Annotated in this window: 18 protein-coding genes; 6 read left to right on the forward strand and 12 right to left on the reverse strand. The window is 40.2% G+C overall.

Annotated elements, in window-relative coordinates; all coding sequences use genetic code 11:
• Window positions 1-592: 592 nt before the first annotated feature.
• Window positions 593-2,686 carry an ATP-dependent DNA helicase RecG gene (recG, locus tag BM073_RS08805; protein WP_091653344.1) on the reverse strand — a complete coding sequence of 698 codons (2,094 nt, stop codon included), beginning with the start codon at window positions 2,684-2,686 and terminating at the stop codon, window positions 593-595.
• Window positions 2,687-2,771: 85 nt separating this feature from the next.
• Window positions 2,772-3,833 carry a phosphotransferase enzyme family protein gene (locus BM073_RS08810; RefSeq protein WP_091653345.1) on the reverse strand — a complete coding sequence of 354 codons (1,062 nt, stop codon included), beginning with the start codon at window positions 3,831-3,833 and terminating at the stop codon, window positions 2,772-2,774.
• Between the two features lie 279 nt (window positions 3,834-4,112).
• Here BM073_RS08810 and BM073_RS08815 point away from each other — a divergent pair, with 279 nt between their 5' ends.
• The gene (locus tag BM073_RS08815) at window positions 4,113-5,888 is read left to right on the forward strand and encodes a sodium:solute symporter family protein (protein WP_091653347.1); all 1,776 of its coding nucleotides are present in this window, start codon (window positions 4,113-4,115) and stop codon (window positions 5,886-5,888) included.
• On the opposite strand, the gene gldD is transcribed toward BM073_RS08815, so the two are convergent.
• The gene (gldD, locus tag BM073_RS08820; RefSeq protein ID WP_091653349.1) at window positions 5,885-6,457 is read right to left on the reverse strand and encodes a gliding motility lipoprotein GldD; all 573 of its coding nucleotides are present in this window, start codon (window positions 6,455-6,457) and stop codon (window positions 5,885-5,887) included. The genes BM073_RS08815 and gldD overlap by 4 nt on opposite strands.
• A 77-nt stretch (window positions 6,458-6,534) precedes the next feature.
• Between gldD and BM073_RS08825 the strand changes: the two genes are divergently transcribed.
• Entirely contained in the window at window positions 6,535-7,065 is a 531-nt protein-coding gene (locus BM073_RS08825) for a DinB family protein (protein WP_091653350.1), read from the forward strand.
• 39 nt (window positions 7,066-7,104) lie between these two features.
• On the opposite strand, the gene BM073_RS08830 is transcribed toward BM073_RS08825, so the two are convergent.
• From BM073_RS08830 to BM073_RS08845, 4 genes are all read right to left on the reverse strand, one after another.
• On the reverse strand, window positions 7,105-7,713 hold the full coding sequence (locus tag BM073_RS08830) for a nitroreductase family protein (RefSeq protein ID WP_091653352.1): 609 nt from the start codon (window positions 7,711-7,713) through the stop codon (window positions 7,105-7,107).
• Window positions 7,714-7,727: 14 nt separating this feature from the next.
• Window positions 7,728-9,080, reverse strand: a complete 1,353-nt coding sequence (locus tag BM073_RS08835) for an FAD-dependent oxidoreductase (protein ID WP_091653353.1) — start codon at window positions 9,078-9,080, stop codon at window positions 7,728-7,730.
• A 159-nt stretch (window positions 9,081-9,239) separates the two neighbouring features.
• Window positions 9,240-10,526 carry a kynureninase gene (kynU, locus tag BM073_RS08840; RefSeq protein WP_091653355.1) on the reverse strand — a complete coding sequence of 429 codons (1,287 nt, stop codon included), beginning with the start codon at window positions 10,524-10,526 and terminating at the stop codon, window positions 9,240-9,242.
• Window positions 10,527-10,567: 41 nt separating this feature from the next.
• Complete coding sequence (locus BM073_RS08845) at window positions 10,568-11,080, reverse strand: 3-hydroxyanthranilate 3,4-dioxygenase (protein WP_091653357.1); 513 nt, start codon at window positions 11,078-11,080, stop codon at window positions 10,568-10,570.
• A gap of 122 nt (window positions 11,081-11,202) precedes the next feature.
• Here BM073_RS08845 and BM073_RS08850 point away from each other — a divergent pair, with 122 nt between their 5' ends.
• Both BM073_RS08850 and BM073_RS08855 read left to right on the forward strand, forming a co-directional pair.
• Window positions 11,203-12,183 carry a dipeptidase gene (locus BM073_RS08850; protein WP_091653744.1) on the forward strand — a complete coding sequence of 327 codons (981 nt, stop codon included), beginning with the start codon at window positions 11,203-11,205 and terminating at the stop codon, window positions 12,181-12,183.
• Complete coding sequence (locus BM073_RS08855; RefSeq protein WP_091653358.1) at window positions 12,183-12,803, forward strand: thiamine pyrophosphokinase; 621 nt, start codon at window positions 12,183-12,185, stop codon at window positions 12,801-12,803. The genes BM073_RS08850 and BM073_RS08855 overlap by 1 nt, the downstream gene beginning before the upstream one ends.
• Here the strand turns inward: BM073_RS08855 and BM073_RS08860 are convergent.
• The 4 genes from BM073_RS08860 to BM073_RS08875 form a co-directional block, all read right to left on the reverse strand.
• Window positions 12,790-13,275: a free L-methionine (R)-S-oxide reductase MsrC gene (locus BM073_RS08860; RefSeq protein ID WP_091653360.1), complete on the reverse strand. Its 486-nt coding sequence runs from the start codon at window positions 13,273-13,275 to the stop codon at window positions 12,790-12,792. The genes BM073_RS08855 and BM073_RS08860 overlap by 14 nt on opposite strands.
• The gene (gene ribD / locus BM073_RS08865; protein WP_091653361.1) at window positions 13,268-14,293 is read right to left on the reverse strand and encodes a bifunctional diaminohydroxyphosphoribosylaminopyrimidine deaminase/5-amino-6-(5-phosphoribosylamino)uracil reductase RibD; all 1,026 of its coding nucleotides are present in this window, start codon (window positions 14,291-14,293) and stop codon (window positions 13,268-13,270) included. The genes BM073_RS08860 and ribD overlap by 8 nt, the downstream gene beginning before the upstream one ends.
• Entirely contained in the window at window positions 14,293-15,093 is an 801-nt protein-coding gene (locus BM073_RS08870) for a DUF4382 domain-containing protein (protein WP_175557880.1), read from the reverse strand. The genes ribD and BM073_RS08870 overlap by 1 nt, the downstream gene beginning before the upstream one ends.
• An 87-nt stretch (window positions 15,094-15,180) precedes the next feature.
• Entirely contained in the window at window positions 15,181-15,993 is an 813-nt protein-coding gene (locus tag BM073_RS08875; RefSeq protein ID WP_091653364.1) for a DUF4382 domain-containing protein, read from the reverse strand.
• 103 nt (window positions 15,994-16,096) lie between these two features.
• Here BM073_RS08875 and dgt point away from each other — a divergent pair, with 103 nt between their 5' ends.
• Together dgt and BM073_RS08885 are read left to right on the forward strand one after the other, a co-directional pair.
• Window positions 16,097-17,440, forward strand: coding sequence for a dGTP triphosphohydrolase (dgt, locus tag BM073_RS08880; protein ID WP_091653746.1), 1,344 nt, complete (start codon window positions 16,097-16,099; stop codon window positions 17,438-17,440).
• A gap of 110 nt (window positions 17,441-17,550) precedes the next feature.
• Window positions 17,551-20,553: an AsmA-like C-terminal region-containing protein gene (locus BM073_RS08885; RefSeq protein ID WP_091653366.1), complete on the forward strand. Its 3,003-nt coding sequence runs from the start codon at window positions 17,551-17,553 to the stop codon at window positions 20,551-20,553.
• Window positions 20,554-20,613: 60 nt separating this feature from the next.
• Here the strand turns inward: BM073_RS08885 and BM073_RS08890 are convergent, their stop codons facing one another.
• Window positions 20,614-22,407 (reverse strand): acyl-CoA dehydrogenase FadE, encoded by a 1,794-nt coding sequence (locus BM073_RS08890; protein ID WP_091653367.1) that lies wholly within the window; start codon window positions 22,405-22,407, stop codon window positions 20,614-20,616.
• Window positions 22,408-22,419: the final 12 nt, after the last annotated feature.

A 22,419-nucleotide genomic window follows, 5' to 3' on the forward strand; every position in this document is an offset into this window, starting at 1 on the left:
GACAAAGGAGAAAACTCGGGTTGAAAATAACTCACTAACCAATAAATACTTCAGATCTAGGATATTTTTCTACCACATAGAGATGATAGAAAACATAGTTTTTAATTCTTTGCCTCTTCGTCCCTTTGCGGGAGATCAAATCGCTGCGCCGCAGCGCCGCTGCGAGCACTTTTTAAACCGCATAGGAATGATAGAAAACATAGCTTTATAAACTCTTTGCCTCTCTGCTACCTAGCTGGAGACCTAAAACGCTGCGCCGCTGTGCCATTGCGAGAAAATTTTAAACCACATAGGATTCACAATAGCACACATAGCTTGGTATAAAGGAGAAAACTTGGGTGGAAAATAACTCAATAACCAATAACTTATAATTACTACAGATCTAGGATATTTTTCTACCACATAGAGATGATAGAAAACATAGTTTTTAATTCTTTGCCTCTTCGTCCCTTTGCGGGAGATCAAATCGCTGCGCCGCAGCGCCTCTGCGAGAGATTATGAGACTGCTTCGCTCCGCAAGCTGCGCTCGCAGTGACGAACAAAACTTTGTCCCTTTGCGGGAGAAATAAATCAACACGCCACGACGAGCAAATTAGGATATCCTACTCCAATTCATCGCAGTTTTCTTCTGCTGCCTAACTTGTCTTAAGATTGGCGCATTCTCAGGCAATGCTAAATTCGGATCATTCGCCAAAATCTGCTGGGCAGCATCCCTCGCCAAGGTCAAAATTGGTGCATCTTTACTTAAATCCGCAATCAATAAATCCGTAACTCCGCTTTGCTGTGTTCCCATCAAATCTCCTGGCCCCCTCAACCTCAAGTCTACATCTGCTATCTCAAATCCATCATTGGTTCTTACCATGGTCTCGAGTCTCACCCTGGAATCCTTACTTAGCTCATACTTACTCATCAAAATGCAATAACTCTGCTCGGCACCTCTACCTACCCGACCTCTCAACTGATGGAGCTGAGACAAGCCAAATCGCTCCGCATTTTCAATCACCATGACTGAAGCATTGGGAACATTCACTCCCACTTCAATTACAGTAGTTGCCACCATAATTTTGGTTTCCCCCTTGACGAAGCGTTGCATTTCATAATCTTTAGCATCTGACTTCATTGCTCCATGAACTATGCTCAAGGGGTATTGCGGAAATGCACGAGCTATACTTTCATAGCCATCCATCAAAGACTTCAGGTCTAAGGTTTCTGAATCTTCTATCAAAGGGTAAACAATGTATACCTGTCTGCCTTTTTGAATTTCCTGATTGATAAAGCCAAAAACTTTTAAGCGGTCTTTATCATACCTATGCACTGTTTGAATCGGTTTTCTTCCGGCAGGTAATTCATCAATCACCGACACATCCAAATCTCCATAAAGGGTCATCGCCAAAGTTCTGGGTATGGGAGTTGCAGTCATGACTAACACATGGGGAAGAAATTCCTCATTTTTTGCCCAAAGCTTCGCCCTTTGTGCCACTCCAAAGCGATGCTGCTCATCTACAATGGCCAAACCCAAATTTTGAAACTGAACTATATCTTCCAACAATGCATGGGTTCCGATGAGAATTTTCAATTCGCCCGACAGCAGTTCTTCATGTATTATTTTCCTGGCTGATTTTTTAACAGAGCCGGTGAGGATTGCGATTTTCAAACCCATCATATCTGCAAACTCTTTCAGGCCCTCATAATGCTGATTTGCTAAAATCTCAGTTGGAGCCATCAAACATGCCTGCGCACCTGAACTGATAGCTATCAACATACAAATAAAAGCAACCATAGTCTTTCCACTTCCTACATCTCCTTGTACCAGGCGATTCATCTGCTTACCAGACTTAAGATCATGATAGGCCTCTCGAATAACACGCTTTTGTGCATTGGTTAATTCAAAAGGAATATGATTTTGGTAGAAATCAGTCAACAATTCCGTGTTGTCCAAAACTTGTCCTTTGAACTTTTCAGTTCTGGCAACTTTCATCATCAAAAGCCTCAACTGTAAAAAGAAAAACTCTTCGAACTTTAGGCGTTTCCTGGCTCGGTGTAAAAGACCTGGCTCCGATGGAAAATGTATTTCCTTAACAGCTTCTCTTTTTCCAATAAGTTGATATTGCTGAATAATTTCCTGAGGAAGTGTTTCCTGAATATGAGGATAGCAGGCCTGCACCAGCTGCTCCATGATTTTGGAAATCCCTCTACTATCCAAAAAGCGGGCTCTGAGTTTTTCCGTAGTTGAATAAACCGGCTGAAAATTATTTCTCTTTTCCGAAGCTTGGGATAGAGGTTCCATCTCTGGATGGGCGATACTCCATTTTCTCCCAAACTGAGCAGGCTTTCCAAAAAATATGAATACCGCCCCAGTTGGCAATTTCTTTTGGACCCATTGAATTCCCTTAAACCAGGTCATTTCCATTTCTCCGGTTTCATCAGCCACGTGAGCTACCAGGCGTCTTTTCCCTCCCATTCCGATCAGTTCCACTTTCAAAATCCGAGCGATAACTTGGACATTTTCTAAGTCCGAATGGAGTTCTCTAATTTTATAAAACTTGCTTCTATCCTCGTAGCGAAAAGGGTAATGCTGTAACAAATCCCCATAAGAAAAAATTGAAAGCTCCTTATTCAACAAATCCGCCCGTTGGGGACCAACACCTTTTAGAAATTCAATTTTTGTGTCGAAAAATCCGGACAAGAGATTCTGGTTTAGAGGAAAGCAAATTAAATCGGGTAAGCATCAAAAGCCAAGGTTTTGACTAAAATTGTCAGGTCTTACTGGTTTAAACAAAAACTTTATTCCCTATCTCTTCAAGAATCTTTCTTTTGGCTTGCTGATCTCTTAAAAAGACCATCTGATTTTTTGCTCTGTGAAGATTTTGCTCGGGATACTTTACCTTATAATAGACATTCCCCATCAAATGATCCGTAAAAAATCTCAATCCCATGATACAAGTCATGATTTCTCCTGCCAAAAGCAAAGACTCTTTTTCCGCTGAAGTTGCAATGATTTGAATTCCTGACCAATACCCTTTTAGAAGCTCTTCATAAACATCAATATTCAAATGGATAGCTGGCCAGTTTACACTAGTCTCGGATACTGAACAGGCAACTGTACGAATTAGGTCTCCCAAATCGTAAAGCAAAAATCCTGGCATTAAGGTATCCAAGTCGATCAAGGCTTTCACATTTTGAGCATTTTCAGAAAAAATCAAATTATTGATCTTGGTGTCATTATGGGTTAAGCGTAAAGGAAGATTGGAGGTCCAGGATTTGTAGGCCTCCACTAGGGGCTTTTGATTGATATAAAACATCAGAATGTACCGTTCCTCTTCATCTAAGTTTTGCTTTGAACTAGCGACCTCCAAAAACCTCTCATAGCGCAGGTCCAAGCGATGAAAATTTTGTATTGTTTCCTGATAAAGGCTAAGATCAACATCCTTCGCCCAGGATGCGAAAAATCCATACGCTTCTCCCGCAGCAAATGCCTGTTCTTTACTTTCGATTTCCTGAATAGTGGTGCCCTGAACAAAATCAAAAAGCCGATAGAGTTTCCCTTCCCATTCTATCATATTTTTTCCTTCAGCAGACTTCAAAGGCAGAGGTAGATCATATTGAAATGGATGACTGTCTCTATATTCAGCCAGCAAGCTTAAATTGGAGGATATTCTTTCTGGGAACTGGAATACTTCCCTATTAAAGGCTTGAAGAACATATGCACCTTGAGAGGTATTCAATAAAAAAGTCTGATGAATCAAACCCTCTCCCAATTCAGTGATTGTTGCATCGGATACAGAGCCTAATTCATATGCCTTAAAAACGGAAAGAAAAAGTGCTTTATTCATCTGTTTATAATTTGTTTTTTAGAGGTCAGATGGAATCCCTGCCTGCGGCAGGCAGGTCGCACATTTCCCGCGATACACCGGGGCATCCCAGTATATGTCGCTTGCGTCCTGCTCGATTTCATAGCTTTAAATTACAACAGATTCCATTTCAGTCTCTGAATTCTAGAAATTTTATCAAAAGAGTGAAAATTTTTAATGTTTTTAAAATTTATTAAAAAAGCTAGAAGGCATTTTAATAAATTTTTTGTTATTTGGATGGATTAAATAAACCCATCACCCATGAATGTCAGCACTTTAGACTGGGCCATCATTGCAGCCTTCTTTATCATATCCCTTTTGATAGGGATTTTCACTTCCAAAAAAGCCGGAAGTTCAGCAAAAGAATTCTTCCTTTCAGGTAGAAATATGCCTTGGTGGCTTTTAGGGGTCTCCATGGTAGCTACTACTTTTTCCGCAGACACTCCCAACTTGGTAACTGATATAGTCAGGAAAAACGGGGTAGGAGGCAACTGGGCCTGGTGGGCATTTTTGCTAACAGGAATGCTCACTGTATTTGTGTATGCAAAACTTTGGAGAAGGTCTGAAGTCACTACTGATTTGGAGTTTTATGAATTAAGATATTCCGGAAAAGGTGCTGCTTTCCTAAGAGCTTTCAGAGCATTGTATTTGGGTATTTTCTTCAATGTAGTCATTATGGCCACAGTCTCTTTGGCCGCGATCAAAATTGGCGGAGTGATGTTGGGACTTTCTCCTGTTCAAACCCTTTTGATAGCCTCAGTGGTTACGGTGATTTACAGTTCTTTGGGAGGTCTGAAGGGCGTTTTATTGACAGATTTTTTTCAGTTTTTTATAGCCATGATAGGTTCATTTGGAGCCGCATATTTTATCTTGGATTTACCAGAAATTGGCTCTCTGAATAATCTCTTGGCACATGAAAATGTGGTAGACAAATTGGATTTCGTTCCGGACTTCACAGATCCCAATGTGTATATTCCTTTATTCATTCTTCCGATTGCAATTCAATGGTGGGCCACTTGGTACCCAGGAGCTGAGCCAGGAGGCGGGGGCTATATCGCCCAGCGTATGCTTTCCGCAAAAGATGAAAAAAATGCCGTAGGTGCTACCTTATTTTTCAACATTGCCCATTATGCCATGAGACCTTGGCCTTGGATATTGATAGCGCTTTCATCTTTGGTGATTTTCCCTAACATATCTGATATGCAGGAAGCATTCCCCCAGATTCCGGTGGATAAATTAGGAGATGATTTAGCTTATTCAGCCATGCTCACTTTCCTTCCTACTGGCCTAATCGGAATTGTATTGGCTTCATTGATTGCCGCGGTCATGTCAACTCTTTCGACACACCTTAACTGGGGATCATCATATATCGTGAATGATTTTTATCTCCGTTTTGTAAAGCCAGAAGCTTCAGATAAAGAATTGGTAGCTGTGGGTAGGATTTCCACTGTAGGATTAATGGTTTTGTCTGCATTTTTGGCTTTAGCCCTTTCTTCTGCCTTGGATGCATTTAACATACTGCTCCAAATCGGTGCAGGTACCGGCTTGATTTTCATTCTTCGTTGGTTTTGGTGGAGAATCAACGCTTACACAGAGATTTCTGCTATGGCCATTTCATTTGTAGTAGCCATATTTTTTGAGGTAATCAATCCTAAAGTCAATTGGATTTTAATTCCTGAAAATCAAGCTTACCTCAAACTTATCTACTCTGTGTCCATCACTACTGTAGGTTGGTTATTAGTTACTTTCCTGACTCAACCGGAAAAGGACGAGGTATTACTCAGCTTTTATAGAAAAGTATATCCAGCTGCTTATGGTTGGAAAAAAGTGTTGGATAGATATCCTGAGGAGAAGCAGACCATTGGCCAACTTCCAAAAGAAATTGGTTTGATGCTCATTGGTTCCATCATGGTATACGCCGCATTATTTGCAACTGGCTTCTGGATCTACAGTGAGACCTTTCCAGCAATCATCGCTTCAGCAGTGGCAATAGTGGGTGGTGTAATTATTATTAAATCCTGGAAAAATCTTCGCTAATCCCGAAATTTCATTGAATTCATCAGGTGGGCCATGTCCACCTTGATGTATTCTATTACCGGAGCCAAAGAATCATTTTTCATAGCTGTATTGAAATACAAGGCTCCTCGGAGGAAATGCTCTGTGGAATCTGTTACAAAAAACTGAAACTGGGTAGGAACTTCTCCTTGTAATTCAGCTACCACTCCTGTATATCCATTGGGCGTTACCAAGACGGACTCTTCAATTCCGTAGGCTTTGATTTGATGTTTGGCTGTCAACTTAAAGGCATCTGTGGATAATGTTCTGAAATCCTGAGCCTGCGTAATCGGCTTATAGGTCAAATGTACTTTAGCCCCAAAGTTCGGATAGCTTAAATTAATCCAATTTTTCTCCGCCAAATTAAAGGAGTCGGGCTCTACTTTGCTGTGAGAAGAAAAATCAAATTGATAGGGATAATCTCCTGATAGCGGCTGGTAGCTATGATTTGGTAAATCAATTCTATTATATCCTGGAGGTTTGGGAAGATAATTTTCCTCACATCCCATTAGAGCAATTAAAAATATGCCAGCCAATACCATTCTCTTCATGCTTTAAAATTAGTCTTTTGAATTTGATTTGAACTTGGAATAATGGAAATTTAACATGTAACCAACCATAGTTTCCTATGAAAAAGACAATAAGTACCCTGATTTTCAGCCTAGCTGCAGGAATGATGATGCTGGCTTCAGGCTATGCGAATGCCCAAACTACCATGGAGGAGTTTGTGAGCAAATGGAACAACAGCAAGCAGTTTACGATTGATGTGTTAAATAAAATGCCCGACTCAGGAATGGATTACAAAACTGATCCGGATGCCATGAGTTTCAAGGAGCAAATTCATCATATTGGTTCTGCCATTGTAGGCATCTCGAAAGGATTCCTTGGAGGCGGAGATTTTGATTTTACAATCGATGTGGCAACCGCGTCAAAAGCTGAATTAGCGGATTATGTTGCCAAATGCTATGACTATGGAACGGCAACCGCCAAGGCATTAACACCCGAAAAAGCTGGGGAACAAATAGAGGTTTTTGGAAATAAAGTAACTCGAAGACAAGTTTTGGCCCTAATCATGGATCACAGCACTCATCATAGAGGAGCTGCCATTGCTTACCTTAGAGCAAATGGTGTAGAACCTCCTGCTTTTGTGGGATTTTAACACAAAAGAGGCTGGTTTCTATCAAACCAGCCTCTTTTTTTATTCTCTTATCCAGCCAACTTTATCAGCAATTGGCTCTCTTTTTCCTGCTGGCCAGTTTTCAGTAGCCGGCTTTGCAACATAAAAGAAGCCCATCAGAATATCTTCGCCCTCCAGTCCAAAATCTTCTCTGGCTTCTTCCCAAAACGTCGGTCCACCAGTACCCCAATAAGCTGCTAAGCCATGAGCAGAAGCAGTGAGATACATATTTTGAACGGCCATAGAAACTGCTGCAATTTCTTCCATGACAGGAATACCAGAACCCTCGGTTCTTTTCATCAAAATCGCAATGACATGGGATGCTTTTAAGGGATTCTCTTTAAATTTTTGATAAGTAGCTTCAATAAATGGAGTTCCATTCTTTTCTGCTCTTTTCTTGTACAACTCGGCTTGATAATCAGCAAATTTTTTCAAGCCCTCACCAGTGTAAACAATAAATCTCCAAGGCTGGGTCAATTTGTGAGTAGGAGCCCAATTTGCGTTTTCGAGCATTTCTTCGATGATGCTATCATCTACGGGGTCATTCTCTTTGAATTGAGCTACGAACATGGATCTTCGTCCACGGATAATTTTATTAACTTCTTCGATGTTAAAATCGGGTTTCTGCATATTGCTATTAAAAGTTATACTGCTTTCGCAGTTTCCATGATATTGATGATTTCTTCGTAATCCAACTTGTCCCAGTTTTCGGTGATTAAAGGGTCTGCCATCACTTTATCCATTACTGCTTCCTGTAATTTCCCCTGAGCATAAGCTTCTGCATATCCCATATCAGAAAAAGTAACCATGGAATACAAAGGAATCCAGTCATTAGGATATAAATCGTGCAATTTTGCCTCAATCTTTTTCCGAAGAATAAATTTAGGATCTGCTACAGAATCACGCATTTCCACGAAGTTTTCCATGGCCAATTGACAAATAGCGTCTGTATCTGGCTTGCGTTGCTTCTGGAATTTTTCAAATACCAAGTCCCAAGAATTGTGACCGAATTTATCCAGATAGCTATTTAAAATATAGCAGTCCTCAAATCCGCAATTCATTCCCTGACCATAGAATGGAACCATCGCATGGGATGCATCTCCCAATAAGATACTGTGCCCTTGAACCCAAGGATAGCACTCAATATTGATTAGTGCTGCTGTAGGGTTTTTAAAATATTCCTCCTTTAAGTTGGGCATCAACTGATAAGCATCATCAAAATAATGCTTGAAAACAGATTCCAAATCCGAATCATCATTGATTTTTTCAAAGCAAACTTTACTTCCCTCAAAAGGAAGAAACAAAGTACAGGTGAAAGACTTGTCTGGATTGGGAAGTGCTATCAACATAAATTTTCCCCTTGGCCAGATATGCAAGGCATTGGGATCCATTGCAAATTCCCCTTTGGAAGTTGCCGGTATCGTCAATTCCTTATAGCCATGAGAAATATATTCCTGCTTGTAATTGAATCGGATTTGCTTTTGCATAGCCATTCTCAAAGAGGAGTAGGCTCCATCTGCACCAATAATTACCGGTGCTTCTTTTTTATAAATTCCTTCTTTGGTTTCGAAGGTAATTTCCTGATTTGAAAAATCAACATCCACGCATTTGTGCTCAAAATTGATCACAGCACCTAAGCGCTCTGCCTCTTCAGCAAGAAGTTGATTGAATTTGCCTCGGGAAATAGAATAAATCGCTTGCTTGTTTTTTCCATAAGGAATGAAAGTAGTTCCTCCATGCTCATCATGGACCTTCCTTCCATACATTGGAATGGCTAAAGGAAGGACTTTATCTTTCAGACCAACCTGCTCCAAACTTTTCCATCCTCTATGGCTTAGAGCCATGTTGATAGATCTTCCTCCTTCGTAATAAGGCGTTTTGCGTTTATCAGGCCTTTTGTCGTAGACAGAAACATCCAGACCTTGACGCTTAAGATATATGGCCATCAATGATCCGATTAATCCGGCGCCAAGGATGGTGATTTCGTTTTGTTTCATGAGATTATGATCGCTTTTTAAAAGGCCTTAAGCCTTTCCCGAATAGCCTCCACTTGTTGGATGCTCTATTCGAAAATATCTCGCATGCTGGGTGATTAGACTTTTATTCATCAACTGTATCATGCTCGAACTCATAAGGATTGGTTGATCCTCGCTCTTTTAAGCGAATTTTTCTATAGATTGTTCCAATATCTGTGCAAATCGGAATACATCCTCAAAGCTATTGTAAAGCGGAGTAGGAGCTAGACGAATTACATTTGGGTTTCTCCAATCTCCAACAACTCCGTGTTTGTACCATTCATCAAAGACGGCTTTTCCGCCTCTATGAATGTGCAAAGATAACTGGCAACCTCTTTCCAATTGATTTTCAGGGGTAATTATTTCCAAAACACCGGATTCACCACTGATTTTCTTGATCAAAAACTCCAGATAACCAGTTAGCAAAAAGCTTTTTTTCCTAAGGTTTTCAATTCCAGCCTCCTGAAAAATATCCAAAGAGGCCTGATGAGCCGCCATTGCCAAAACGTTACTGTTGGCCAATTGCCAGCCGTCTGCTCCATGCATGGGGATAAATCCCTTTTCCATCAAAAAACGCTGTCCCTCATCATGCCCCCACCAGCCTGCAAACCTAGGTAAATCCGGACTTTCGGCATATTTCTCATGCACATAGATCCCTGAGACATTTCCAGGGCCTGAGTTCAAATACTTGTAACTGCACCAAGTCGCGAAATCTACTTCCCAGTCATGCAGCTTCAGAGGAATATTTCCTGCAGCGTGTGCCAAATCAAATCCTGCCAAAGCTCCAACGGAATGTGCAGCTTGTGAAATAGCTTTCATATCAAAAAGCTGACCTGTGTAATATTGAAGGCCTGCCATGTTGACCAAAGCCAATGTATTTCCCTGCTTTTTAATTTCCGCAAGAATATCTTCGGTTCTTAGTGTATGCTCGCCTTCTCTTGGCTTCAGCTCAACTATGACCTCAGCGGGATTTAAACCATGAAATTTCACTTGGCTTTCCAACATATACTGGTCTGAAGGAAATGCCCCTGCTTCAATAATGATCTTATTTCTGGACTTAGTGGGTCTGTAAAAAGAAACCATCAAAAGGTGCAAGTTCACGCTCAGGTTGTTCATTGCCACTACTTCATGCTCATGTGCACCAAATAGTTCGGACAAAGCAGGCTTAGACTTCTTTCGGATATGGTACCAAGCATCTTCTCCGTGAAAATGTCCATCCACAGCTAAATTACCCCAGTTTTCAAGTTCTTTTTCCAAATAGCTTTTGACTGATTTGGGTTGTAAGCCTAGGGAGTTTCCACAGAAATAAATGGCCTCTTTTCCATTTACTCTAGGGAAAAGAAACTCATTTCTAAATTTTCTCATAGGATCTTCCTGATCCATTTTTTGAGCGAATGCTTCTGAATATTGATAGTTTGGAAATTGCATATGTTTGAGGATGGGTGAAAAGATAAGTTTGAATTTAAACCTTACTTTTCCATGACAGTACCGCAGTTTTTACAAGTAGTGTGTTCGGGATTGTTCCAGAATCTCTCCATGATAGGAGGCAATTGATTTACTATATCCGTGAGCTCGACATATTCTTCATACAGCAAATTACCGCAGTTTTCGCAATGCCAAATAAAGCCATCCTTTTCCCCTGACCTTCTATAGCGTTCTATTACCAGGCCAACAGTATTAGCAGGTCTTCTTGGAGAGTGAGGAACCTTGGGCGGTAAAAGAAAAATCTCTCCCTCTTTGATATGAATATCTTTAGGCTTGCCGTCTTCAATAATTTTTAAAGTAATATCTCCTTCCAACTGGTAGAAAAATTCTTCTCCTTCATCGTAATGGTAATCTTTACGGGAATTGGGACCTCCCACTACCATCACGATAAAGTCATCATTCCCTTTAAAAACTTGCTGATTTCCAACAGGCGGCTTTAGCAAATGCCTGTTTTCATCTATCCATTTTTTGAAATTAAAAGGTTGGGATACTGCCATTTTGTTTGCTTTTAGGATGATTTGGAAAATATGCTGATATCTAAACTAGTAACAAGATTCCAGCCTAAAAGTATTAAAAAACACGCGTTTTTTTGGTTTACTTTGTCCAAATGCCAGAATTCATGCCCTTCCCAATAGTCGACCTACACTGTGATTTATTATCCTATCTAGCCAAAATACCCAATGCTAGTCCTTTTGCAACAGAGGATATTGCCTGTGCTTTTCCTCATCTGATCAATGGAAATGTAAGATTGCAGATTTGCGCAATTTATACGGATGTACGCCCTAGCTCTATGGATTTGGGTTCGAAACAAGCTGTAATTTTCAGAGAATTAATCGAAAAAGAATCTACTTCTTTTATGGAGTTCGATGGAGAAAATTTAGCTCCTTCTGAAAAAGTAGGTATTATGGCATCCATAGAAAATGCGGCTGGAATTGGACATGAGGACGCTTCTTGGAAAGATATTTACGAGCAGTTTGATCGGATCTTGGAAAAAACAGGAAAGCTGGCCTATATCAGTCTTACTCACCATACCGAAAATCGATTTGGTGGTGGGAATTACACGGAAGGAATTGGTCTGAAAGATGATGGAAAAAAATTGCTCGACTACATGAGTGGCAAAAAGATTCCCATTGATCTTTCACATACCTCCGATTTATTGGCAGAAGGAATTTTAACTCACATCAAAAAAGAAAATCTTTCCATCCCTGTTATTGCCAGTCATTCCAATTATAGGGCGATTTGGGATCACAAACGTAATTTGTCAGATGAGTTTGCTCAAGAAATTATCATCCAAAAAGGGATTATTGGGGTGAATTTTCTCCGGGCATTTTTGGATAATGATGTGCCGGATAGATTATACGAACATATACTTCATGGATTTGAAATTGGTGGAGAAGAGGCGCAATGTTTTGGTGCAGACTTTTTTTACACACTGGATTTTCCTGATCCCAATCGATTCCCTTTCTATTTTCCACTCGCTGAAAATGCTGGAAAGTATCCTGCTATTTTGGAGGCACTTCAAGCTAATTTGGAGCAGAGTTCACTGGAAAAGCTAGCTTATAAAAATGCTCTTAATTTTTACCAAAACCTGTACCGCTAATGTCTTCCCATCATTTTGTTAAAGAGCAACAAGAGCCTGCAGTTTTAATTTTAAATACGGAAGGCTTCAGTTTTGATTCAATCAGTCCCTTATTGGAATGGGTGCCTACTGTATTGGTCGCTGAAACTTGTGTGGAGCAGGTATTGACTTGGGGCATTAAAATAGATGTGATCCTTGCAAGCCAAGAGTTTCAAAAAAAGAATTTGCAGCTTTTGGAAGAGCAATACCCTCTAAAATTTTACACTTCTTCTCCTCAGGAATCTTTGGAAAATGCTCTCCACTATTTATTGGCCTCCGCTCATCAAGCAGTACACATGGTTGGTTTTCCTCATGAAAAGGCTTTGGAATTATCTCTTTTTTTAGAAAAAATGGACCTCACTATTCTGGAGCCAGGATGGAAATTTTACCCAGTAAAAAACGGAGCTTTCAAAAAATGGCTCCCCGAAATTATTTTGGAGATTTTTGGAAAGGAAAATTTGCCTCTAGAAATTGAAAACTCCAATGGAAAAATAATCCTCCCACTCACTTACATCACTAGAATAGAAGTTCCAGAAGGCTTTACCAGCATTCAATCCTCAGAGCTTTTTTGGGTGGGAGAACCTTTGATTAGCTCAAAGTAGCACTTAGAGATTTCATCAGTTTCTCCAAGTATTCCTGGTCGGTGTTGTCAAAATCATTCAATTGATCGGAATCCACATCCAAAACCATCGCTACCTGATCCCCTTTGAATACAGGAACCACTATCTCCGATCGGGAAGCTGAACTACAAGCAATATGTCCTGGAAATGCATCCACATCTGGTACCAATTGTGTTTTTCCTTCTTTCCAGGCGGTTCCACAAACCCCTTTCCCAAAAGAAATTCTCGTACAGGCAATAGGTCCTTGGAATGGACCCAAAACCAGTTGATTTTCTTTGACTAAATAAAAGCCAACCCAAAAGAAATCAAAGGCCTGTTTTAAAGCTGCGGCCACATTGGATAGGTTGGCATATAAATCCGGTTCCCCTGAAATCAAGGCTTCAATTTGAGGAAGCAAGGCTTCATATTTTTCAGCTTTAGTGGCTTTTTCAGGGATAAATAGATTTTCAGACATGATAATAAATGGCTAGTTCGTCTTCTTGGAATTGGATTCGTTCGGTGGCAGAAATAGGAAGACGTGGAGCTTTTACACCTTCCTTGAATCTGGTTTTGGAGCTAAACACTCTAGCCTCATCCCAAAGTTCGGATTCAATAAATTTATTCAAAAGGAAAGCACCTCCTTCTACCAAAACACTTTGAATCTTTCGCTTTTGAAGGTCTTCCAAAAGTGCGGAAATTTTAAAGTTGGGAGAAAGCTTTACCCATTCAATATTTCCTTGTATTTCTGATTTGACTGTATTGTAACAAATGGTGGGTATAGCTTGATCGAAAATTTTCAAATCAGGTTTAAGTTCCAGTTTCGGATCAATGACCAAGCGAAGTGGATTTTTACCTACCCAGTCTCTCACATTCAAAGCTGGATCATCATATAATGCTGTATTTTTCCCTACCAAAATAGCATCCTCTTCGGCTCTCCATTTATGCACCATTTGCCTACTTTGGGAATTGGATATCCACTTGGAGGAGTAATCTTTTCTAGCTACAAACCCATCCAAAGTTTGGGCCCATTTCAAAATGACATAAGGTCTCTTTTGCTCGATTTGAGTGAAAAATCTTCGGTTTTGCTTTCGCGCTTCTTTTTCTAAAATGCCTGTTTCAACTTCAATTCCTGCATTTTTTAAGATTTCTATTCCTTTCCCTCCAACAAGTGGGTTAGAATCTGTTGCAGCAATCACCACTTTTTTCACCTGCTTTTCTACCAAAAGGTTGGCGCAAGGAGGAGTTTTTCCAAAATGAGCACAAGGCTCCAAGGTAACGTAGACTGTGGATTTTTTTAGGATTTCAGAATCAATGACAGAATTGACTGCATTAACCTCTGCATGGGGGCCACCGTATTTTTGATGATAGCCTTCTCCGATAATTTTATCATCGCAAACAATTACGCAGCCTACCAAAGGATTAGGGCTTACATTTCCTCTTCCCCATTCCGCTAGCTCTAGAGCTCGCTGCATATATGTGGCATGCATTTCCATCAGGGTCTAACTCTAAAAGTTAAGCGGTCCAAAGTCAAAGTTTCTCCTGCTTCAACCTCCACATTCAATAAGGTGTCGGGTAGAAAATTTTGATTTTTTGGGTCGAAATAAAGGGTGTAAGTGCCCTCAGGCAATCTGAAAAGATAAGTCCCGGAACTGTTTGCATGAGTACTGGTGCTATCTCCATTTGCAATGGCAAAAATGGCTGGGCGTAATTGATTTTGAGAAAATGTACCTCTGATTTCTCCAAGATTTCCCGGAATGACCAAGTCTATGGAAGGAGTGAAGTTTAATCTCAAGGGATTTGTAGAAATGGTCTGAATGGATTTTTCAAGATCAAAATCCAGAATCACATCATAGGAAAACCCAGTTTCTATATTCAGGCTTAGAGGTAAAACCACCACTTCCGAAACGCCATCTGCGTAATTTAAAGCATATCTGTTTTCTCGTTCCCAAAGGAAATTTCTTGTACCTAACCTGACAGCTAATTGGGTGATTTGACCAACAGGCAAGGGACTTCTACCCAGAAGTAAAACCTCTCCGCCTACTAAATCAGAAACCTTGACTTGCTTATTTCCCAGTTCATATGGTATGAAAAATACTTCTTGCGTACTTTCTCTGCCCTGAACATTCATACTCACATCAACCCCAAGAATTTCCACAAAAACGGAATCATAGGCTGGAGGAGCATCTACTAAAACCAAATTGAGAAGGCCTTCTTGTCTGTCTGCGATGCCATCGCAAGCTCCAAAAAGAAGTGTCAGGGCCGAAAAGAAAAAGAAATATGCTGATTTATCCACAATGCAAATTTAGTCCAAAAAGTCAAACTCAGGCCTTAAAAACAAAAAAGCCGGCGAACCGGCTTTTGAGGGTGTATTATTAACAGCTTAATCTTCTTTCAAAGTAACTGTGACTGGATCTAGAACAGTGATTTTGCCTTGCTCAACCACTACCGCTTCCAAACTCACTGGAGTATATCGCTCATTTGGAGTAATCAAAATCGTATAAGTTCCAGGCTCTAAACCTTGAATTTTAAAGTTTCCAGCTTCATCCGTAAAAGTGTTGAAACTTTCTCCATTTCTGCTAGCTGAAACAGCTATGGTTTGCGCGTCCAATGGTAATACCAATCCAGAAATTCCTGCTGCTTCCTCTAAATAAGCTCTCAAAACAGGCTTAAGAATAATGTTTCCAGAGTTTCCTGCAACTACAATTGACTTGGCAACATCGAAATCAATTACCAAATTATAAGATTGTCCTCCTTCAATAGGCTGGTTTACCTTAATTTTTAGACCACTTTGCTGTGCACTTGGAGTCTTTAATTCAAATTCATTTCCATCAGAAACCACGTAGTTGTTTTCTCCAAGAACCAATCTGATTTGATCAATTTCCCCTTCTTCAAAGTCCTCAGTTCCCAACAACAAAGAATTGTTACCAGTAAGGTCCAAAAGGTTGACCATTTTATCCCCAGGCTCATAATTCATTTCTCTCCAAGATGAATCATCATTCTCATCCGAGTTATCAGACTTCATTCGAACTCTCACAGCGAGAACCTCCACCCAAACTTCATCAAAATCTCCAGGGGCATCCACTAAGTAAAAATTTACTCGGGCCATTCCATTATCCGGTGAATCATTGAAATCACAAGCAACTGCAAAAATCGCAGTAATGGCAATCAGAAAATTAGAAATGTATTTTTTCATTGGTTTTAGTTTTAGTCTATAGTAGAACTTCCAAGCTCTATGCCAAGTTCAATATTTTATTCTTTTGAGGATTTAAGTCTAGACCTTCTTATTTTTGGGCATGATGAAATGGGAAAGACTCCTCACCCGAGGAAGATTTGGAGACAAACCTGGATTTATTCCAACTCAAGCCGCAAGAAGTGAATTCGAAATCGATTATGACAGAATTATTTTTTCTGCTCCATTCCGCAATTTACAAGATAAAACGCAAGTTTTTCCACTTCCTGAGCAAGCCTTTGTTCATACCCGATTAACTCACAGCTTAGAAGTTTCTTCCGTAGGCAGATCTTTGGGAAAAAGTGCCGGGGAATATTTGATTGAAAAATATCCAAGCCTTCAGAAATCAGGAATAAGCAGTTCAGAAATAGGTGGAATTGTAGCTGCAGCTGCTTTGACCCATGACATTGGAAACCCTCCTTTTGGCCATGCTGGAGAAGAGGCTATTTCTGATTTTTTTAAATTTCACCCTGCCGGAAAAATATGGGAAAACCACGTCAGATTAGAGCAATGGGCTGATTTATGTAATTTTGAAGGCAATGCACAGGGGTTCCGAATGCTGGTATCCAAGCAGTTTGGGCTCAAGCTCACTTATGCTACTTTGGCCGCATTTACCAAATATCCACGACCCAGTCAAATTGCCCATAGGGATATAGCTCGAAGGAGTCAGAAGAAGTTTGGCTTTTTCATCAATCAATTGACTGATTTTGAGCAGATGGCTTCTTTTCTGGGCTTAGAAAAAGCTACGGATGAATGTTGGTACAGGCACCCATTGGCTTTTTTGGTAGAGGCAGCAGATGATATTTGCTACAGCATTATAGACTTGGAAGACGGTTGCACCATGGGATTGGTGGGCTTTGATGAAACAGTCTCTTTACTTTCTCCTATTTTAAAAGACAGGTTTGATCCTAAAAAGCTTGAAAATAGAACATCTGCTCAAAATTTAGGCGCGCTGAGAGCTTTGGCTATTGGTGAGTTGATTCAAGAAACTGTGGAGGCTTTTGTACAATATGAGGAAAGTATGTGCAAAGGAAATTTTGACAAAGCACTGACCGATATCATTCCCTCTGCTAAGCATCTCCAAAAAATCACAGAAATCTCTGTTAAAAAAATCTACCGGTCTAAAGTAGTTTTGGAAAAAGAGGCTGCAGGATTTCAGGTTTTGGAAGGATTATTATCAGTTTTTTCAAAAGCACTGTATCATCAGTTTTATGCCCCAGAGAATTTCTCAGGCCAAGACAAAAGTATTCTTCGATTATTACCTGAAGACTTTCCTCTTAAAGGTTGGGGAGAAGAAGTGAATCCTTATCCACTCTTGAGAGCGCTAATCGACTTTATTTCAGGAATGACAGACAAATACGCCCTCAACCTATACCGCAGAGTAAATGGCATTTCCTTTCCGGGAAGTTAATTCTTCTGAATTTCCGGGAAATTCGATTATTTTTTAAAGAGTGGCAGAATCTTTACTTGAATCTATTAGGTTCAATTAGCGTTAGAATACTGACTTAGAATCAATCTTTTATGAAAAAAGCAATCTATATACTTCTGGCAATTTTTAGTTTTCTAATCCTGAGTGCAGTGGCGATTCCTATTATCTTTAAAGACAAAATCGTCGCAAAAATTAATCAGGAACTCGATGAGTCTATCAATGCTACAGTCTACTATAATCCTCAAAAAATATCCTTGAGCATTTTCCGAAGTTTTCCCGACGTCAGTGCTGGATTGGGAGATTTTGGAATTATCGGAAAAGACGAATTTGAAGGAGATACGCTGATTCAGGTAGATCAATTGGATCTGGATTTCAATTTAAAATCTGTTCTTTTCGGGGATTACCCTATGCTCACTGGCTTGCATTTGAATGGCGGCGATCTTTATATCAAAGTCTTAGAAGACGGAACAGCCAATTATGACATTACCAAATCTTCAGACTCTGAATCAGAATCATCTGAAAGCAACTTTAGAATAGGCATCGAGCAAATCGAAGTGAATCACGTCAACATGATTTATGATGATAGATCCTTGCAGTTTACTATGGCCTTAGCGGATATCATGGCAAGAGGCTCTGGCGATTTTACCTTGGATGTTTATGATTTGCCTGTCAAAGCTACAGCGACTATCGCCGATATGTCTTATGAAGGAACTCATTATCTGACCAACAAAAAATTTCAGGGAGATGCCACTGTTCAGGTCGATCTGGAGAACATGAAATTCAGTTTTGAAAATGGAAAATTTGGCCTGAATGATTTTCTATTCAACATGAATGGCTTTGTAGCCTTACCCGAAGAAGGAGTCGATTATGATCTAGCTTTTGTTGCTCCTGATTCGGACTTTAAAAGTTTTCTTTCTTTAGTTCCGGGAATGTACACCGAAAGCTTCTCTTCTATCAAATCTTCAGGAACTATGAGTTTTGAAGGTTTTATCAAGGGACTTTACACTGATACCAGTATTCCTTCTTTTGATATTAATCTTCAAATTAAAGACGGAATGTTTCAGTACCCAGAACTTCCTAAGCCTGTGGACAAAATTAACGTCAGCATGGCGATAAAGAATGAAACCTCCCAACTTGAGAATACCTCTATTCAGATTCCTACTTTTTCCATGAATTTTGGTTCAAATCCCATCTCAGGGAATTTCACGCTTCAAAACCTCAAGGATTACCTGATGGAAGGGGAGCTGAATGGTAAGCTTAACTTAAAAGAACTGACTTCTATTTTCCCGATTGAAGGAACTAGCCTAGCAGGAAATCTGGACTTTAGCGCACGTGCCAAAGGCAGATATGATTCCACCAATAAAGTATTACCTGCTATTGCTGCCCAGTTTAAATTTTCTGAGGGATATGTGAAAAACGCAGAGTATCCTGCCGCATTAGAAAAAATTCATGCAGTTGCCTCGATTCGAAGTGATAAGGGAAGCATGCAGGATTTTGTAGCGGACTTCAGCAGTTTTGGTTTTGAGCTGGAAGGTGAAAAAATCGAGGGAAACCTGAAAATAGCGGATTTTGAGGCACTCAACTGGAAAGGTGCTGTAGCGGGAGCGGTGGACTTAGAGAAAATCATGGCGATTTTCCCAATTGCAGATACCGAATTGAAAGGAAAAATTCAGGCAAATATCAACAGTACCGGCTCTTATCAGGATGTGGAAAAAGAGCAGTTTTCTAGAATCAATACTTCAGGAGACCTGACTATTTCCCAATTTTTCTTCAAATCTAAAGACTATCCTCAGGGAGTGGCAATCAAACAAGCTAAAGCCAATTTCAACCCTCAGCGAGCTGAATTGGTGGAGTTTGATTCGAAACTGGGAAAAAGCCCACTGACAGCTTCCGGTTTTCTATCCAACTATATGGATTATTTGCTTTCAGAAAACGGAACATTGAAAGGACAGCTTTCCCTGAACAGTTCCTATTTTGATATCAATGAATGGATGAGCGAGAGTAGTACCTCAACCACAGACAGCAGTAAACTGGAAGTGATCGCTCTACCAAAAAATATTGACTTCACCATGGCTGTTAAAGCGGATGAGGTAATCTATGATAACCTCAATCTCAAAGAGGTCCGAGGAACCATGGTTTTAAGAGAAGGAATTCTCAGCTTCAATGAGGCAGGAATGAAAACCCTGGATGGGCGAATTACGCTGAATGGAAACTATGACCCTAGAGATATCGCCAATCCAAAATTCGATATGAGTTTGGATATCTCTGAATTAAGTATTGCCAAAGCATTTCAAAGCCTCACCACAGTCAAGGCTTTTGCTCCGATTGCCAAGGATATCACCGGCCGATTCAATACCAAGCTCAATTTCAGTGGCCTTTTGGGTCCAGACATGATGCCTGTGCTTTCCTCTTTGGATGTATCCGGAATTTTGGCGATTGCCGAAGCTGCCTTGAAAGAAAATAAAATACTGGAAGGCTTGACCAGCCTTACCAAATTAAAGGATGCCAACACCATCCAACTGAGAAATATTAAAGTTCCGATTAGTATTGAAAACGGGATGATGGAAGTAAAACCTTTCGATGTGAAATTATGGGATTATCAAACCACCGTACAAGGAACAGCCGGGTTTGACGGGTCCATTAATTATTTATTGAACATGCAGGTGCCGGCTGGGAAATTTGGAGCACAGGCTAATAGTATTTTAGCTAGTATTTCAGGAAGCCAGGCAAATGAGTCTACATTGATTCCTTTATCCATCAACTTGGCCGGTACTTATAATCAGCCTAAAGTGAGTTTGGCCGGAGGAAATAGTATAGAGACACTGCTGGCAAATGCGCTCAGATCCAGATTTGATTCCGAAAAACAAAACTTTCAAAATCAGGCTCAAGAGCAATTTCAGGCAGCACAAGACAGCATAAAAAATCAGCTGAAACTCAAAGCTGAAATGGTTCAGGACAGCGTGAAGAAAGAATTACAAAAGAAAACAGGCGAAAGTACAGAAAAGGTAGTACAGGAGGCAAAGAGTATATTGAAAGGAGTACTCAAAGGAACTCCAAAACCCACAAAGCCGGATACTACTTCTACCAAAAATTAATAAAAAAGGCCTCCTGTCGCATTCATAACAGGAGGCCTTTCTCAATCTATCTGTGTTTACTTAAAAAGGATATTTTCCAGCCTCAATCATATAATCAGCTATTTGTCTTCTCAGCTCTTTGGTATTGATCAGATCCATTTTGGTAAACCTCTTCAATCCCATCAACATCACTTTTTGCTCATCTCCTTTGGTGAATGAAGCAATGGCTTCTTTAGCTGCTGCGTTGATTTTTTCCACTGCTTCTGAAAGATAAACCTGAGCCATAGCAATTTGATGCTTGCAAGCTTCTTCTCCTTTGATACTTACCAGTTTTTCAGCTCTTAAAATCGCTGACTCTGCTGCATAAATTTCAATCATCACATCAGCCAGATTCATCATGATTTCCTGCTCATCTTCAATTTTATCCTGAAGAGCCATGGCTGCTTTTCCACCAACCATCAAGAAAACCTTCTTCAGCTTAACCAAAACATCTTTTTCTGATGCGAATAACTCAGAAGTATCAACAGTTTCAAAGGATGGAACAGATGTCAATTCTTTGGAAACAGCCATTGCCGGCTCAAAAAGGTTGATTTCACCTTTCATCGCTCTCTTCAATAGCATTCCAACCATCAACATTCTGTTGATTTCATTAGTCCCTTCATAAATTCTGGCAATACGCGCATCTCTATAGGCTCTTTCCATAGGAGCATCGGCAGAATATCCCATGCCACCATATACCTGAACGCCTTGATCTACGACAAAATCCAAAACTTCTGATCCATGTACTTTAGCTATTGCTGCTTCAATTGCAAACTGTTCCAAAGCCTTCAATTTTGCTTCCGCATCAGGCATGCCTTCTGCAGCCAAAGCATCCATGCGATCTTCAATATCTTGTCCTGCACGATAGCAAAGAGATTCCGAAACAAATGTACGGGTAGCCATTTCTGCCAACATTCTCTTTACAGCTCCGAAAGAATTGATACTAACTCCGAACTGCTTTCTTTCTGTGGAATATTTTACTGCCAAAGAAGTCACAGTACGAACCCCTCCCAATACTCCGGCTCCTAATTTTACCCTTCCGATATTCAGGATATTCACAGCGATCTTAAAGCCATTTTCTCTATCAGAAAGCATATTTTCCACAGGCACTTTGCAATCATTGAAGAAGACCTGACGGGTAGAAGAACCTTTGATACCCATTTTCTTTTCTTCTTCATTCATTGTAATCCCGCCAAAGGATTTTTCTACGATGAAAGCTGTCAGATTTTTATCATTCTCAATTTTTGCAAACACGATGAATAAGTCTGCAAAACCTGCATTGGAAATCCACATTTTCTGTCCATTGATCAGATAATGTTTTCCATCTTCGGTAAGAGTTGCTTTGGTTTTACCGCTATTTGCATCTGAGCCAGCGTCCGGTTCGGTCAAACAATAGCATGCTGCCCATTCACCAGTTGCCAGTTTAGGAAGGTACTTTTGCTTTTGCTCTTCGTTTCCATAGTACAAAATAGGAAGCGTACCAATTCCCGTATGTGCTCCATAAGTTGTGGAGAAAGAACCAGCAGCTCCAATAATATCAGCAATCAACATGGAAGTGTTGAAGCTCATACCCATTCCACCAAATTCTTCCGGAACAGAAATACCCAATAGACCAAGTTCACCCGCCTTTTTGAAAATGGAAGGAACCAAATCCGGATTTTTCATACTGTCAATTTCCTCGATATTCGGAGTGATTTCCGTATCGATAAAATCCTGACATGCCTGAGCCATCATTTTTTGCTCTTCAGTAAATTGCTCTGGAATAAAGATGTCCTGGGCATCTGTTTCCCGAATGAGGAATTCTCCTCCTTGGATTGATTTTGATAGAGTTGTCATTTTATTTTTTAT

This window comes from Algoriphagus ornithinivorans (assembly GCF_900115305.1).
Lineage (GTDB): Bacteria > Bacteroidota > Bacteroidia > Cytophagales > Cyclobacteriaceae > Algoriphagus > Algoriphagus ornithinivorans.